The 14,396-nt window shown below is 64.0% G+C and carries 18 protein-coding genes; 9 read left to right on the plus strand and 9 right to left on the minus strand.

Features of this window, described 5'->3' with window-relative positions; translation table 11 throughout:
• Positions 1 to 93: 93 nt before the first annotated feature.
• Positions 94 to 900 (plus strand): tetratricopeptide repeat protein, encoded by an 807-nt coding sequence (locus HU766_RS16460; RefSeq protein WP_186658828.1) that lies wholly within the window; start codon positions 94 to 96, stop codon positions 898 to 900.
• On the opposite strand, the gene maiA is transcribed toward HU766_RS16460, so the two are convergent.
• From maiA to hmgA, 3 genes are read right to left on the minus strand one after another with little or no spacing between them, the layout of a single operon-like run.
• Positions 894 to 1,526 (minus strand): maleylacetoacetate isomerase, encoded by a 633-nt coding sequence (gene maiA / locus HU766_RS16465; protein ID WP_186658831.1) that lies wholly within the window; start codon positions 1,524 to 1,526, stop codon positions 894 to 896. The genes HU766_RS16460 and maiA overlap by 7 nt on opposite strands.
• A 12-nt stretch (positions 1,527 to 1,538) precedes the next feature.
• Positions 1,539 to 2,831 (minus strand): fumarylacetoacetase, encoded by a 1,293-nt coding sequence (fahA, locus tag HU766_RS16470; RefSeq protein WP_033702910.1) that lies wholly within the window; start codon positions 2,829 to 2,831, stop codon positions 1,539 to 1,541.
• Between the two features lie 3 nt (positions 2,832 to 2,834).
• A complete protein-coding gene (gene hmgA / locus HU766_RS16475) occupies positions 2,835 to 4,136 on the minus strand; it encodes a homogentisate 1,2-dioxygenase (RefSeq protein WP_186658834.1) in 1,302 nt (433 codons plus the stop codon).
• A gap of 197 nt (positions 4,137 to 4,333) precedes the next feature.
• Here hmgA and HU766_RS16480 point away from each other — a divergent pair, with 197 nt between their 5' ends.
• Complete coding sequence (locus tag HU766_RS16480) at positions 4,334 to 5,116, plus strand: IclR family transcriptional regulator (protein WP_033702912.1); 783 nt, start codon at positions 4,334 to 4,336, stop codon at positions 5,114 to 5,116.
• A gap of 248 nt (positions 5,117 to 5,364) precedes the next feature.
• Here the strand turns inward: HU766_RS16480 and HU766_RS16485 are convergent, their stop codons facing one another.
• The 3 genes from HU766_RS16485 to HU766_RS16495 all read right to left on the minus strand — a co-directional run bounded on the left by HU766_RS16485 (position 5,365) and on the right by HU766_RS16495 (position 7,509).
• Positions 5,365 to 6,270, minus strand: a complete 906-nt coding sequence (locus HU766_RS16485) for an alpha/beta hydrolase (RefSeq protein WP_156311117.1) — start codon at positions 6,268 to 6,270, stop codon at positions 5,365 to 5,367.
• Between the two features lie 176 nt (positions 6,271 to 6,446).
• Positions 6,447 to 7,133 (minus strand): LrgB family protein, encoded by a 687-nt coding sequence (locus HU766_RS16490; RefSeq protein ID WP_033702914.1) that lies wholly within the window; start codon positions 7,131 to 7,133, stop codon positions 6,447 to 6,449.
• Entirely contained in the window at positions 7,123 to 7,509 is a 387-nt protein-coding gene (locus tag HU766_RS16495; protein WP_033702915.1) for a CidA/LrgA family protein, read from the minus strand. The genes HU766_RS16490 and HU766_RS16495 overlap by 11 nt, the downstream gene beginning before the upstream one ends.
• Positions 7,510 to 7,605: 96 nt before the next feature.
• Between HU766_RS16495 and HU766_RS16500 the strand changes: the two genes are divergently transcribed.
• Positions 7,606 to 8,487 carry a LysR family transcriptional regulator gene (locus HU766_RS16500; protein WP_186658839.1) on the plus strand — a complete coding sequence of 294 codons (882 nt, stop codon included), beginning with the start codon at positions 7,606 to 7,608 and terminating at the stop codon, positions 8,485 to 8,487.
• 18 nt (positions 8,488 to 8,505) lie between these two features.
• On the opposite strand, the gene HU766_RS16505 is transcribed toward HU766_RS16500, so the two are convergent.
• A complete protein-coding gene (locus HU766_RS16505) occupies positions 8,506 to 8,961 on the minus strand; it encodes a flavodoxin (protein ID WP_033702917.1) in 456 nt (151 codons plus the stop codon).
• Positions 8,962 to 9,073: 112 nt separating this feature from the next.
• Between HU766_RS16505 and HU766_RS16510 the strand changes: the two genes are divergently transcribed.
• Positions 9,074 to 9,502: a PAS domain S-box protein gene (locus HU766_RS16510; protein WP_186658845.1), complete on the plus strand. Its 429-nt coding sequence runs from the start codon at positions 9,074 to 9,076 to the stop codon at positions 9,500 to 9,502.
• A gap of 59 nt (positions 9,503 to 9,561) precedes the next feature.
• A complete protein-coding gene (locus HU766_RS16515) occupies positions 9,562 to 10,179 on the plus strand; it encodes a hypothetical protein (RefSeq protein WP_033702918.1) in 618 nt (205 codons plus the stop codon).
• Here HU766_RS16515 and HU766_RS16520 read toward each other — a convergent pair.
• On the minus strand, positions 10,164 to 11,114 hold the full coding sequence (locus HU766_RS16520) for a MerR family transcriptional regulator (RefSeq protein WP_186658848.1): 951 nt from the start codon (positions 11,112 to 11,114) through the stop codon (positions 10,164 to 10,166). The genes HU766_RS16515 and HU766_RS16520 overlap by 16 nt on opposite strands.
• 217 nt (positions 11,115 to 11,331) lie before the next feature.
• Between HU766_RS16520 and HU766_RS16525 the strand changes: the two genes are divergently transcribed.
• The 4 genes from HU766_RS16525 to HU766_RS16540 are packed head-to-tail and all read left to right on the plus strand — an operon-like array spanning position 11,332 to position 13,311.
• The gene (locus tag HU766_RS16525; RefSeq protein WP_186658851.1) at positions 11,332 to 11,892 is read left to right on the plus strand and encodes an antibiotic biosynthesis monooxygenase; all 561 of its coding nucleotides are present in this window, start codon (positions 11,332 to 11,334) and stop codon (positions 11,890 to 11,892) included.
• Positions 11,893 to 11,924: 32 nt separating this feature from the next.
• Positions 11,925 to 12,671 (plus strand): dihydromonapterin reductase, encoded by a 747-nt coding sequence (folM, locus tag HU766_RS16530; RefSeq protein ID WP_186658854.1) that lies wholly within the window; start codon positions 11,925 to 11,927, stop codon positions 12,669 to 12,671.
• A 9-nt stretch (positions 12,672 to 12,680) separates the two neighbouring features.
• Positions 12,681 to 12,977: a DUF1244 domain-containing protein gene (locus tag HU766_RS16535; RefSeq protein WP_186658857.1), complete on the plus strand. Its 297-nt coding sequence runs from the start codon at positions 12,681 to 12,683 to the stop codon at positions 12,975 to 12,977.
• Positions 12,970 to 13,311: a HopJ type III effector protein gene (locus tag HU766_RS16540; RefSeq protein ID WP_033702922.1), complete on the plus strand. Its 342-nt coding sequence runs from the start codon at positions 12,970 to 12,972 to the stop codon at positions 13,309 to 13,311. Before HU766_RS16535 ends, HU766_RS16540 begins: the two co-directional genes overlap by 8 nt.
• A 70-nt stretch (positions 13,312 to 13,381) precedes the next feature.
• On the opposite strand, the gene HU766_RS16545 is transcribed toward HU766_RS16540, so the two are convergent.
• A complete protein-coding gene (locus HU766_RS16545) occupies positions 13,382 to 14,290 on the minus strand; it encodes an alpha/beta fold hydrolase (protein ID WP_186658860.1) in 909 nt (302 codons plus the stop codon).
• Positions 14,291 to 14,396 lie beyond the last annotated feature (106 nt).

The following is a 14,396-nucleotide window of genomic DNA, read 5'->3' on the forward strand; positions in this document are numbered from 1 at the left end:
TATAGGCACGCCCGCGAGGGTAGAGCCTTGGTCAGACCACTGGACGAAACAGCGCGCCACGGCTAATAGTTAAACGTGTGTGGAGATACCCCCATGAAGCCACGTCAAGCCTGCTTGGCCTGCCTGGAACGCGAGCCTGTCGCCCTGCTGGAAGCCGCATTGTGGATTGCCGCCGAGCACGACGCTGCTGTCGAGCCCGCGCACAGCCTTGCCCTGCTGCACGACCTGCACCGCGAGATCAACGCCCACCTGCCGATGCTGCCCCTGTGCGAACTGGCCCAGCCGCTGCTGCGCCAACTCAATGCACTGGGTTTTCAGCAAGACGAATATCACCCATTGCGGCCCCAGGCGGCGTTGCTGAACCACGTCCTGCAACGCCGCCGTGGCCAACCGTTGACCCTGGCCATTCTGGCGCTGGAGCTGGCGGGGCGCCTGTCCATCCCGCTGGAAGGCGTGGGCTTCCCCGGCCACTTCCTGCTGCGCGTGCCCGGGGCCGACCACCTGCTTGACCCCTGCGGTGGCAGGCGCCTGTACCCAAGCGATTGCCGTGACCTGCTTGCCCGCCAGTTCGGCCCGCACGTGCCGCTGAACGCAGAGCACATGCGCACGGCCAGCCCACGGCAGATGCTGCAACGCCTGTCACGCAACCTGCGCCAGTTGCACATCAGCAACGACAACCACCTGGCCGCGCTGATCGATGCCGAGCGGGTCATGCAGCTGGGCCCGGTGCAAGTCAGCGACTACACCACCCGCGCTTCGCTGTACCAGTCCCTGGATTGCCCGCAGGCCGAGCGCTTCGACCTGGAGCATGCCCTGCTACTGACGGACGACCCGGCGCAACGCCTGAAGCTGTCCGAACGTATCGGCAAACTCCCGGCGCCGACCCATTCCATTCACTGAACCGGGGTATCGGGCTGCTGCGAGGGGTGCGCCTTGGCGAACGCCGGGTGCTGGGCAGCCAGTGCCGCAACGCGACGCAGCCGCGGGTAGCCGCTGAGGTCAATGTTGAAGCGCTCGGCAGCGTACAGCTGCGGCAGCAGGTAGACATCCGCCAACCCCGGCTCATCGCCAAAGCAGAAGCCGTGCTCGCCGATCAGTTGCTCCACCGCCGACAGCCCTTGGCTGATCCAGTGCGCGATCCACTGGTTGACCTGAGCCTCGTCCTGGCCGGCCTGGCGCAGCAGGTTGAGCACGCTGACGTTGTGCAGCGGGTGAATGTCGCAACCGATGATCGCCGCCACGGCGCGCACCTTGGCCCGCGCTTCGGCCGTGTCCGGCAGCAGCGCAGGCTGTGGATAAACCTCTTCCAGGTATTCGATGATCGCCGGTGACTGCACCAACAGCGCACCGCTGTCGGTGCGCAGGGCCGGCACTCGGCCCTGCGGGTTCACCGCGACATAGCCCGCATCGCGCTGCTCGCCCTTGAGCAGGTTGACCGGCAGTGACTGGTAACCCAGCCCCTTGAGCGCCAGCGCGATGCGTACCCGATAGGACGAGGTGGAACGGTAGTAGGTGTACAGCTCCATACCCCTGCCCCCTCAGTTGGCCGCGATGACGGTGCCGCGGCATTCGCCGAAGCCAATGCTGGCCACGCCATCACGCGTGCACCGGGCGCGCAGGATGATCTCGTCGCCGTCTTCGAGGAACTTGCGCACCTCGCCGCTGGCCAGTTCCACCGGCAGCTTGCCGCCCTCGGTGATCTCCAGCAGGCTGCCAAAGGAGCCCGGCGTTGCGCCCGACAGCGTGCCCGACCCGAACAGGTCGCCCGGTTGCAGCTGGCAACCGTTGACGCTGTGGTGGGCCACCATCTGCGCCACAGTCCAGTACATGCTGCGGGTGTTGCTCAGGGTCAGGCGGTGAGCGGCAAGGCCTTGCTCGCGCATGCGCTCGGTGAGCAGCAGCACTTCAAGCTCGATATCAAATGCGCCATTAGCCTGGTCACGCGCGTCCATCAGGTAGGACAACGGCTGCGGATCGCCTTGCGGGCGCGCCGGTTGTGCCGTGCGGAACGGCTCCAGGGCTTCGGCGGTCACCACCCAGGGCGAAACGCTGGTAATGAAACTCTTGGACAGGAACGGCCCCAGTGGCTGGTATTCCCAGGCCTGGATATCACGCGCCGACCAGTCGTTGAGCAGGCAGAAGCCGGCCACATGCTCGGCGGCATCACCCACCGGGATCGACTGGCCCATGTCGTTGCCCTGGCCGATCCAGATACCCAGCTCCAGCTCGTAGTCCAGGCGTGCGCAGGGGCCGAAGCTCGGCTCGCTGTGCCCGGCCGGCAAGGTCTGGCCCTTGGGGCGGCGCACATCGGTACCGGACGGGCGAATGGTCGACGCACGGCCGTGATAACCGATTGGCACGTGCTTGTAGTTGGGCAGCAGCGGGTTGTCCGGGCGGAACAGCTTGCCGACGTTTTTGGCGTGTTCGATGCCGACATAGAAATCGGTGTAGTCGCCGATGCGGGCCGGTACATGCAGTTGGCAATCAGCGGCCGGGTACAGCGCGGCGTTGAGCGCCGACTGGTGTTCGCTGTGTTCGCCGAGCAGTACCAGCAAGCGCTCGCGCAGGGCCACACGGGCGCCACGGCCGAGGGCAAAGAAGGCGTTCAGCGCACCGCCGCGGGTGGCTTCTGCCGCCGCCTTGGCTTCACCTTCGAACAGCCCCGCGGCAAGTACTGCCTCCAGGTCAAGAATGGCATCGCCGATGGCCACGCCGCAGCGCAGCGCTTCACCCGGCCGGCTGAAGATGCCCAACGGCAGGTTCTGCAGCGGGAAATCGCTGTGCCCGTTGGCATGCTCGACCCAGCTACGGGTAATGGCGGTCTGGTTCATGGGTTATCTCCGGTTCGGGTTGAAGGTGCTCGGCAAGGTGGCCCAGCAACTATCGTAGTCGGCCTGCAATTGCGGGCATTCGAGTGCATGGCGGCTCGGACGCAGCACTTGGCTGGTCTCGAACATGAAGGCCATGGTGTTGTCGATCTTGTGCGGCGCAAGGTCGGCGGCGATGGCCTTGTCGCAGGTATCGGCGTCCGGGCCGTGGGCGCTCATGACCCCGTGCAGCGAGGCGCCGCCAGGCAGGAAGCCCTCGGCCTTGGCATCGTAGGCACCCTGGATCAGGCCCATGAACTCGTTCATCAGGTTGCGGTGGAACCAGGGTGGACGGAAGGTGTTCTCGGCCACCATCCAGCGCGGCGGGAAGATCACGAAGTCCATGTTGGCCAGGCCATGCACGCTGGTGGGCGATGTCAGCACCGTGAAGATGGACGGGTCGGGGTGGTCGAAGCTGACCGTGCCAATGGTGTTGAAGCGGCGCAGGTCGTATTTGTAGGGCACGTTGCTGCCGTGCCAGGCGACCACGTCCAGCGGCGAATGCTGCAGCTCGCAGGCCCAGTGTTCGCCAAGAAACTTCTGCACCAGTTGCACGGGGCCTTGGGCCTCTTCGTAGTGCGCCACCGGGGTGAGGAAGTCACGCGGGTTGGCCAGGCCATTGCTGCCGATCGGCCCGAGGTCCGGTATACGCAGCGGCGCGCCATGGTTTTCGGCAAGGTAGCCACGAGCCTGGCCATCGAGCAGTTCGATGCGAAACTTCATACCCCGCGGGATCACCGCGATTTCCAATGGCTCGACGTCCATCACCCCAAGCTCGGTGGCGATCCGCAGGCGGCCCTGTTCCGGCACCAGCAGCAGTTCGCCGTCGGCATTGAAGAACACACGCTCCATGGAGCGGTTGGCGCTGTAGATGTAAATGCTCACACCCGCCGGCTTGTCCGCTGGCGCATTGGCCACCATCGGCACCCAGCCTTCGATGAAGTCGGTGGGTTCGGCCGGGATCGGTTGCGGGTTCCAGCGCAGGCGGTTGGGCGTGACCGCACCCAGCGGCCCAGCCAGTGGCTGGCGCGCCAGGCGTTCGAAACGGGGGTGCAATGCAGACGGGCGGATGCGATACAGCCAGGTGCGACGCAACTCACTGCGGCTCATGGTGAAGGCCGTGCCCGAAAGCAGTTCGGCATACAACCCATAGGGGGCTTTTTGCGGCGAGTTCTGCCCGACCGGCAAGGCGCCAGGCAGTGCTTCGCTGGCAAACTCGTTGCCGAAGCCGCTCAGGTAGTGAAGGTCGGGGGACGTGTCGCGGTTCATCGATGCCTCCGGGCTCTGGCAGAGCCGTTGCTGGCAGCTGGCTGCTGACCTGGCCCGGCGGTTTCCGGGGTCAGGCACTGGGGTGGCAGCACGTCTGCATTGTTTTTATCGTAATCAGATTACGAATAACGTAATTTGCTACGGACAAGGCGTCAAGCTATAAAGGCGCCACTCGACGAATCCGGAAGCCCATGCCCATGGCCAAAGCCAGCTCACCCACTGATAACGGCAAGCAGAAGGTCCGCTCGGCGGAAGTCGGCACCGATATTCTCAAGGCACTCGCCGAACTCGCCCCCTCCACGTCGCTGTCACGCCTGGCAGAGCATGTGCAGATGCCGGCGAGCAAGGTGCACCGCTACCTGCAGGCGCTCATCGCCAGCGGCTTCGCCGAACAGGATGCGGCCACCAACCACTATGGCCTGGGGCGTGAAGCGTTGCGCGTGGGGTTGGCGGCGTTGGCCAGCATCGATGTGCTGAAGATCGCGGCGCTGCCGCTGTCGCAGTTGCGCGATGAGCTCAACGAAAGCTGCTTTATTGCCGTATGGGGCAACCAGGGCGCGACGGTGGTCAGCATTGAACCGGCGGTGCGCGCGATCACCGTGGTGACCCAGATTGGCTCTGTGCTGCCGCTGCTCAGCTCGTCCACCGGGCTGGTGTTCGCCGCCTACCTGCCAGAACGCGAAACCATCGACTTGCGCGACCGGGAACTGACTGCGCTGCAGCACCAAGCCTGCGACTACGCAGCCTTGTTGGAAGGCATTCGCGCGCGTGGCCTGCACCATGTGCATGGCCTGCTGATGCCGGGTGTGGATGCGCTGTCGGCACCGGTATTCAATGCCATGGGGCAGATCGCTGCGGTGATGACCGTGGTGGGGCCGACGTCGATATTCCATGCTGACGAACATGGCCCTGCGGCGCAGCGATTGTTGGCGGCTGCGCGGGATACCAGTTGGCGGATGGGGTATGCGCCTGCGGGTTGAGCGAAGTGGGCACTATTGCCCGAAACGTAAAGGTGAATGTCATAGGCGGCTATTTTTCCCACGGGATCAAGCGCTTATTCTTGACTCACTGGCCGGCATGAAGGGCACTACCCCCCGCCTTTCAGGCCTGCGAGGTTCACCGACGTAGATTTTGAAGCTCCTTGATCTAACGTCTCGATTGGCCGCTGCGATTGCAGCGGCCTTTTTTTTTGGGTGATCGCCTGAGGGCTGGGAGGGGCAAGCCCCCCTCAAGACCACGCCACCTTCTGCTGCAAGAAACTCAGCGGTTGCTCACGAAAGGCCAGGTAATGGCGCAGCACCTGCACCGGCGCTTCGGTATGCGGGTAATGCCCGATGCCCTGCAGCAGCACGGTATCCGGCTGCGGCACCAGTTGCCGGTAGCGCTCGACCATGCGCCCGCCAGACACCGGGTCGACCACACCGTTGATGAAACGCAGTGGCACCCCCTCGCGTTGCAACGCACCCACCCAACGCTCGCGATGCACGGTGCGCTCCGGCAAGTAGCCGACCAGCTTGTGCAAGATACGCGTGCCCCGGTTGGCGGCGATCAGGCTCCAGCAATCATCCAGCGCGCTTTCACTCGGGTGGGTGCAGGGGCCATAGACCTGCGACACGTTGCGCACCAGGTCGTCCCGCCCGAACGAGCGCCCCACCAGCCAGCCCAGGCGGCTGAGCAACAGCTTCTGGATCAGCAGCATCCGGTAGCTCTCGGGGAACAGCCCGCTGTTGAGAAACACGCAACTGGCGATGTTCGCTCGCTGCTCGTGGTGCCGCGCCAGCAGCTCCTGGGCCACGCTGCCGCCATAGTCATGGGCCAGCAGGTGCACAGGCTGGTTGACCTTGAGATGGGCAAGCAACGCTTGTTGCAGGTCTGCCTGTTCCATCAGGCTGTAGGCATGGTTGACCGGCTTGGCCGAATCGCCAAAGCCGAGCATGTCGCAGGCAATCAGCCGAAAACGCTGCGCCAAAGGCGTCCATAGGTAGTGCCAGTCCCAGCTGGCGGTGGGGAAGCCATGTAACAGAAGCAGGGGCTCTCCTTGCCCTGCGGTCCAGTAGCGGATGCTCTGGCCCCGGAAGATGAAACTCTGTCCCCGGGTACGCCAGACGCACAATGGAATTTCGGCCAAAGGCATCAGATCGGTCCCGGTGGAGTTGTGTTGACGGAATAGGGCAAGGCTGCGGTCATTGCATGTTACCTCGGCACTTACATGTGCTCTCTATGTCGAGGCTGAGTCTAGCCAGCAGCCCATGGGCTGAAACTTGCGTTTCCAGCCAGCTTGATGACCTTGCGAGTCAGTGGCACGAACGGTCAGAGCAGCATGGCCAGCAGCGGTGCGGCGAACAGGTTCAGCAACCCGGTCAGGACCATGACCAGGCCGGCCACGGAACCTTCTTCGCGGCCCATTTCCTGCGCCCTGCTGACTCCGGCACCATGCGCGCCCACCCCGAACAACGCGCCCCGCGCCAGCGCGGTACGCAACGGCAACCAGCGCAGCAGCACACCGCCGAACAGGGCGCCCAGTACCCCAGTGAACATCACGAACACCGCAGTCAGTTCCGGCACGCCGCCCAAGTCGTGGGCCAGCGGCATGGCAAACGGCGTGGTGATCGAGCGCGGCACCAGCGACAGGCTGGTTGCATTGTCCAGCGCCAGCAGGTGGGCCAACCCCCACGAGCTGGCGATCGAGGCCGTGCTGCCAGCCAGCATGCCCATCATCAGCGCCGGCCAGTGACGCGCCAGCAGCGCCCGCTGTTGCCATATGGGCACGGCGAACGCCACGGTCACCGGGCCGAGCACGGCCATCAGCCAATGGGTGTTGCGGGCGTATTCGGCATAGGCGGTATGCAGCGGTACGGCCACCGCCAGCAGCAATGCGGGCACCAGGATCAGCGGAGACAGCACATAGCGCCCGCTGCGCCGGTACAGCCAGCGGCTGCCCAGGTACGCCAGCAAGGTCAGCGCCAGCCAGAACAACGGCATGGGTTCAAGGCTCATGGCGCAAGCTCCAGCGGCACACCAGTTCGACGGTGAGTGCGGTCACTACCATGACCATCAACGTGCTCACGGCAATCACCAACAGAATGCGCCAACCTTCTTCGCGCACCAGGGTGCCGTAATCGAGCAGGCTCATCAGCGCCGGAATGAAGAACAACAACATCTCGGCCATCAGCCAGCCGGCGCCCAGTTGCAGCGTGGCCGGCTTGACCACGCCGCTGGCGAACAGCAGCAGAAGCAATGCCAGCCCCATGACCCCGGCGGGGATCGGCCAGCCCAGCCAGGCAGCCAGCTGGCCGCCGAACAGGAACAAGGCATAGAGGGTCGCCAACTCGACAAGCAGGCGCAGGGCTTTTTTCACTAACGCGGGTTTCATGGGGGCTTCCTCGACAGGCCCTCATTTTAAGATTTGCCTGCCTAGGCCAGAAGCGAATTGTTAGACTGGCCTGCATTCCAGAATGGAATTGGAAACATGGAATTCAAACAACTGCGCAGCTTCATCGAAGTGGTCCACCGCGGGGGCTTTACCCAGGCGGCGCAGACCCTGCACATCAGCCAGTCGGCGGTGAGCAAACAAGTGGCTCAGCTGGAGCAGGACGTGGGCCAGCCGCTGCTTGAACGGCAAGCCTCGCAACTGCACCTGACTGCGGCCGGGCGTATCGTGCTGGAGCGCGGCGAAGCACTGCTGCGCCAGCGCCAGGCATTGCTCAGCGAACTCGATGACCTCGGCCAGATGGCTCGCGGCGAACTGCGCCTGGGCTTGCCGATGCTGGGCAGCGATGCCCTGTTCGCCGGCCTGTTCGCCGAATACCGGCAACGCTACCCGAACATCACCATCCAGTTGCTTGAAGGCGGCAGCCGTAGCGTCGAGCAAGCGGTACGCAGCGGCGAGCTGGAACTCGGTGGTAGCCTCACGCCCAGTGACAGCGCCTTCGAGCACCAGCCTTTCTGCAACGAACCACTCGATGCCCTGCTGCCCGCCGGGCATGCGCTGGCGGGCGCGGATGGCGTGCATCTGCGGCAACTGGCCGATACGCCGTTTCTGCTGTATCAACGCAGCTTCGTACTCAATGACCGGTTGCTAAAGGCCTGCCAGCAACAGGGTTTCACCCCGAAAGAAGGCGGGCGCAGTGGCCAGGCGGATTTTCTGGTGGCGTTGGTGGCAGCGGGCCAGGGCGTGGTGTTGCTGCCCCGGGTGGTGGCCAAGGCCCTGGAACGCCCCGGGGTGGTGCGCTTGCCGCTGCAGGCGCCGCTGGACCTGCGCTGGGACATCGCGTTCATCTGGCGGCGGGGGGCGTACTTGTCACGGGCAGCGCAGGCGTGGTTGGCGTTGTTGCGTGAGCGCGCCCGTTGAATCGCAGGTTGGAGCGGGTCAGCCGTTGAGGGCCTGCGCAAACGAGGCCAACCACGGTTCGGCATCGGTTTCCGGGGTCACCGTCTCACTGGCATCCAGGCGCAACATGGGCTGCACTTCATGCACCCCCAGCTCAGCGAACAGCTCACGCATCTGCTCGCCACCGCCGCAGTACGTATCACCATAACTGGAGTCGCCCAATGCGATCACCGCCCCCGGCAGACCACGCCAGGCGGCGGGCAAAGTGTCGCGAATCATGCTGTACAGCGGCATGAGGTTGTCCGGCAGCTCGCCCATGCCGGTGGTCGAAGTCACCGCCAGCAATGCCTCGGGGGCAAAACCTTCTACGTCCTGCAGGGTGGCACGCGCGGCATGCCAAGCCTCATGGCCCGCAGCCTTGAGCAACGATTCGGCATGGCGGGCGACTTCTTCGGCGGTGCCGTACACCGACCCGGAAATAATGGCGACTTTCATCGGGAAGAGGATTCCGAAACTGAGTGAAAACGTAGGATACTAGCATTCAACGCTGGCAAAAGGCCGCCTCGCCCCAACTACCAGCCCCCTTTTCTCGCCCAATGGCCCGGACATGATCAACGCGCAACTGCTGCAATCGATGGTCGCTGCGTCCAACGACGGCATCGTGGTCGCCGAAAAGGAAGGTCAAGACACCATCCTGATCTACGTGAACGCCGCCTTCGAACGCCTCACCGGCTACTCCCGTGACGAGATCCTCTACCAGGATTGCCGCTTCCTGCAGGCCGACGACCGCACCCAGCTAGGCCGCGCGCGTATCCGCAAGGCCCTGGCCGAAGGCCGCCCGTGCCGCGAAGTGCTGCGCAATTACCGCAAGGATGGCAGCGCCTTCTGGAACGAACTGTCGATCACCCCGGTGAGACAAGACGCCGAGCAGCGCACCTACTTCATCGGCATCCAGAAGGACGTCAGCCGCCAGGTCGAACTGGAGCGCGAACTGGCAGAAATGTACGCTCGTCAGAAATCTGACCTACGCTCCTGAACCAAGCGCGCCTCGCACGGTCAATCCCGTTGAAGAAATCGCCACCGCCGAGTTCGATCATGCAAGCAGATGCGCTCCTGACCCAGGACGAGCTGGATTTCATCCAGAACATGCAGCACTCGCCCCAGTTCAACCTGGCTGACACGATGTCCAGCCTGCTGGTCAATGGCGACCGCCGGATTCAGACCTTGCTCACCCGCCTGGTGGCCAACGAGCAGGTGACCTTGCAGGCGCAGTTCAACAACCAGCAGATCAGCTTTCCGCTGCAACTGGTGGAAGACGAGTTCCATGCCCTGCACCTGCAGTTAGGCTCCCCGGAAATCTACGAAGACGGCCCGATGCGGCGCCCATGGCGCTTGTCCATGGACCAGCCAAGCGCCCTGCTCGATGCACATGATCAGCAAAGCGGCCTGTGGGTTCGCGAAATCTCGTTCAAGGGCGCTTTGCTGGAGATCCGCGACCTGGCACAAGCCCCTGCGCGCTTCGAATTGTGCTTTGCACCTGCCGGCATTGCCCCTATCGAGCTGCACGGCGTGCTGCGTCGGCGCATTGGCCCCGACCTTGCGGCCTACGATTTGAGCTGCAGCCCCGCCGAAGAGATCGAGCGCCTGCGCGAATACATCCTGCAAGCCCATCGCCAGGCTCACCCGGAGCTGCACAGTCAGGTATCGAGCTGACCACCCAGAAACTGCCGCAGCCGTTGGCGCATCACGCTGCCTTGTGCCCCCAGGCACGCTACCGGGCTGCCTGCCAGGCTGTCCTGGGCGAGCTCGGCCACTTTACCGGCCAGCAGCAACGGGCACTCAAGGCCCACCACCAGCCGCCCAAGGCGCTTGCTCAACTCGGCGGTCGGCGCCTGATTGGAAAACAGCACCAAGGCATCAGGCCTGAGCCGCTCGCAAATCAGCGTCAGCTCTTGCAAAGGCTGCCCTGGCGCCAACACGCTTACCTCCACCTCGTCGCACCCCAGCAACAAGGCCGTCACCAGCAATTCCAACTCGTGACAAGGCCCCGCCAATGGCGCCAGCAAGACGCTGCGGCTGCGCGGCATGCGCGATAGCTGCAAGCGCACGAATACGCGGCTGCGCATGAACTGATCGAAGAACAGCCATTCACTGGCCTGGCCGAAGGCCCGCTGGCCGTAGCCGCTCTGGCCTGCCGCCAGATCGTGCCACACCGGCATGAAGATTTCGCCGAATACCTGATCCAGCGAATGGCTCGCGAACGCCTTGTCGAACAGACGGTGCAGGCGCGTGCCATCAAAGCGCAGAACCGCCTCGTGTATCTGCTGCCGCCATCTCAGCCGGGCACTTTGCTCATCGCCGTTATCCTCCACCAGCGCCTGGCTGCGGACAAGGATGCTAGCCACCTTGCTCACTGCAACGCCGCGCTCCAGCCAGCCGAGGATGTTGCGGATATCATCGATATCGGCTTGGGAGTACAGGCGATGGCCACTGTCGGTACGGGTGGGCTGAATAAGCCCATAACGGCGCTCCCAGGCGCGCAGGGTCACCGGGTTTACGCCCGTCAGGCGGGAAACTTCACGAATCGGGAACAATTCCTGGTGTTGCAGTCCCTCGTCGATCGGCGAGGTACGTCCCTGTTTGCTCATCTGCACTGAGTACCCGTGTGCGGAAGTTGAACGCGCATGTTACTACGAACAGCCTAGTGCGCATGTTAACAACTGTTCGCCCCTTGCTCTTGCGGTACGACGCCATATCGCGATAATTCGCGCCCGATTCTTGCATGCATGCCTGTGTCGCCCACCACCCCGGGCGACGCCGCCAAGGGGCCAGCTACCCGCCAGCCCCGTCGCCAGGAGATACACAATGTCTACCCCACCCGTCACCCTGCTGGTGTCGCGCCGCGCCGCCCATGGCCGTTACCAGGCCCTGCTGGCTTGGCTCCACGAAGGCGAGCAACTGGCCACCGACTTCCCCGGCTACCTCGGTTCGGGCATCTTCGCACCGCCTCGCGATAGCGATGAATTCCAGATCATCTTTCGCTTCAGTGACGAACCGACACTGCACGCCTGGGAGCATTCCGCCTCGCGCCGGGCCTGGCTGCAACGTGGCAACGGGCTGTTCGAACGCCCCAAAGAAGCGCGCGCTAGCGGTCTCGATGACTGGTTTGGCACCAATAGAGTGCAAAAACCGCCACGCTGGAAGCAGGCAGTCGCTATCTGGCTAGCCTTTTTCCCGGTCTCGTTGCTGTTCAACCTGTTGTTCGGGCATTGGCTGGCAGGCATGGACCTGGTGCCGCGTGTGATGCTCAGTACCTTGGCCCTGACGCCTGTGATGGTGTACCTGTTCATCCCCCTCTCCACACGCCTGCTGGCGGGCTGGCTGCATGCCGCCCCAGCTACTGCTGCAGCCCTGCGCAGCCGCTGAGGGCTGGTCTACAAGAGGGAAACAGTTCGGGTATGCTGGGCGGCAACGAAAGGACAGACAAGTTGACCGCCCCGAACATGAACAGCCCAATTCTCGTTACCGGAGCCAGCCAGCGCGTCGGGTTGGCCCTGGCCCTCGAACTGGCGCAAGCCGGCCATACGGTGGTCAGTGCCAGCCGCAGCCTGCAGCCGCAGTCCGCACACCCCAACATCGTGCAGTTCCAGGCCGACCTGTGCCAGGCTGCCGACCGCCAGGCGCTGATCGACTACCTGCAAGGCCACTACGACGGCTTGCGCGCGATCATCCACAACGCGTCCCTGTGGCTTGACGATGGCCTGGCCAACCTCGACACCATGTTCCGCCTGCACGTCGAAGCCCCCTACCACCTCAACCTGGCCCTCGGCGACATGCTGGGCAAGGCAGGCAGCGTGGGCAAGGCCGACATCATCCACATTTGCGACGAAACCTCTTCGCGGGGCAGCAAGAGCCACATTGGCTACGCCGCCACCAAGGCCGCGCTGCAGAACATGGTGCTGTCGTTCGCCGAAAAGTACGCGCCCAAGGTGCACGTCAACGGTATCCTGCCCGGGCTGCTGATCCTCAAGGAAGGGGGTGACGAAGCCTACCGCCAGCAGACCCTGAAAAAGGCCCTGCTGGAATTCGAGCCCGGCGCCGGCCCGCTGATCGAGACGGTCAAATACCTGCTCGAAAGCCAGTACAGTACCGGTAGCCAGGTGGTCATCAACGGTGGCCGCCACCTGAAGAATCGCATGACCTGAGAGAAGCCCATGACCCCGCAACAACAGCTCGAACTCGAAGCCGCCGCGTTCCGGCGCCTGGTCGACCACCTGCAAAAACGCACCGACGTGCAGAACATCGACCTGATGAACCTGTCCGGCTTCTGCCGCAACTGCCTGTCCAAGTGGTACAAGGCCGCGGCCGACGAGGGCCAGGTCGATGTCAGCCTGGATGACGCCCGCGAAGCGGTGTACGGCATGCCCTACGCCGAGTGGAAAGCCCAATACCAGAAAGAAGCCAGCGCCGAACAACACGCGGCGTTCGAAAAAGGAAAACCTCGTGACTGATCTGAACACCCTGCGCGCCAGCCTGAAAAGCGGCGAACACGTCTTTGCCGATACCTTGGCGTTCATCGCCGCCCACTACAGCTATCAGCCACAGGCCTTCAACAACGGCGGCGTGGAAAATGCCGCCGGGCAGAACGAAGGCTCGTGCAAGACCCTGGGGCTGGCGCTGCTGGAGGGCTTGAGCGATGAAGAGGCCCTGTTGGCCTTTGGTGAGCATTATCGCGATGTGGTGGCCACGCCTGAGGGCAGCGACCATGGCAATATCCGTGCGCTGATCGCGCATGGCCTGGCTGGGGTGAAGTTCACCGGGCAGCCACTTTCGCGTAAGGCTTGAGCGTGCTGGGGCCGCTTTGCGGCCCTCTTCGCGACGCGTGGCCGCGCCTACAAACGTTACCCGACCCCTGTTATTTGATGACCGTCCCCGGCACCTCTTCGGGCAAGCTGCCCTGCTGCAACCACGCCAAGGCAATCGGCCACAGGCTGCCCCGAAAGCGGTCATGGAAAAACGCAAAATGGCCAATTTCCTCGACCGAGATATCCACAGGTGCAATACGCAGGTGCTGACGCTCAGCCCCCTGCAGGTACCCTAGCAATCGCTCTGTAGCCGCCACGGTGCCAAACGGGTCATCGGTCAGGCTGATTGCCAGCGTCGCCCCCCGCACCTGTGCAAACGGCACCCCCTGCAACCGGCGCCCGCTTGGCCGGTGCTCATAGCGTGGCGTACGGGTCGTCCAGTCGTGCACTACCCCGGCCGGCGTGTCTTCCATCCAGCCCAGGCGCTTGCCCGGGAAGTAGCCGAACGCACGGGTCAGCAAAGGCATCACCAGATGCCATTTACCGAACAGCCGCCAACGCTGATCAGCCGCGTAGTCGCGCCAGTAGGCGAATTGCGCACCCACCATCACCACCCGCCTGACTTGCCCGGCAGACGGTGCCAACCCCACCGCGCAACCGCCGAAGCTATGCCCCACCACGTCCACCGGTTGCCCGGGAAACGCCTGCGCGGCGTGGGCCAGCATGGCTTCGAAGTCCAGCCGGCCCCAGTCGCTCCAGGACGCCTGGAAGCCACGCAGTGACGGCGGCCGTGATTCGCCGATGCCTCGGTAATCGTAGGTCAGCACATCGCAGCCATGGGCGAACAGGTAGTCGGCAAAGCGGGCGTAATAGCGGCAACGCACAGAGGTGGCGGCGTTGATGATCACCAGCGGGCGCAGGGGGTTGGCCTGGGCGTGGCGCCAGCAGAAGCCGCCGAGGCTGTAGCCGTCGGCTGCGGTGTGGCGAAAGGCGGTGGCCGGTTGGGTGAGGCTGCTCATGGCGCGCGTCCTGTTGTTGTGCGCCAACGCTAGCAAAAAAATCGGGGGCTGTACCGGCCTCTTCGCGGGGCAAGCCCGCTCCCACAGGATCCCCATTGAGCCAAAG

Origin of the sequence: Pseudomonas sp. SWRI77 (assembly GCF_014269105.1) — a bacterium.
In the GTDB taxonomy this organism is placed as follows: domain Bacteria; phylum Pseudomonadota; class Gammaproteobacteria; order Pseudomonadales; family Pseudomonadaceae; genus Aquipseudomonas; species Aquipseudomonas capeferrum.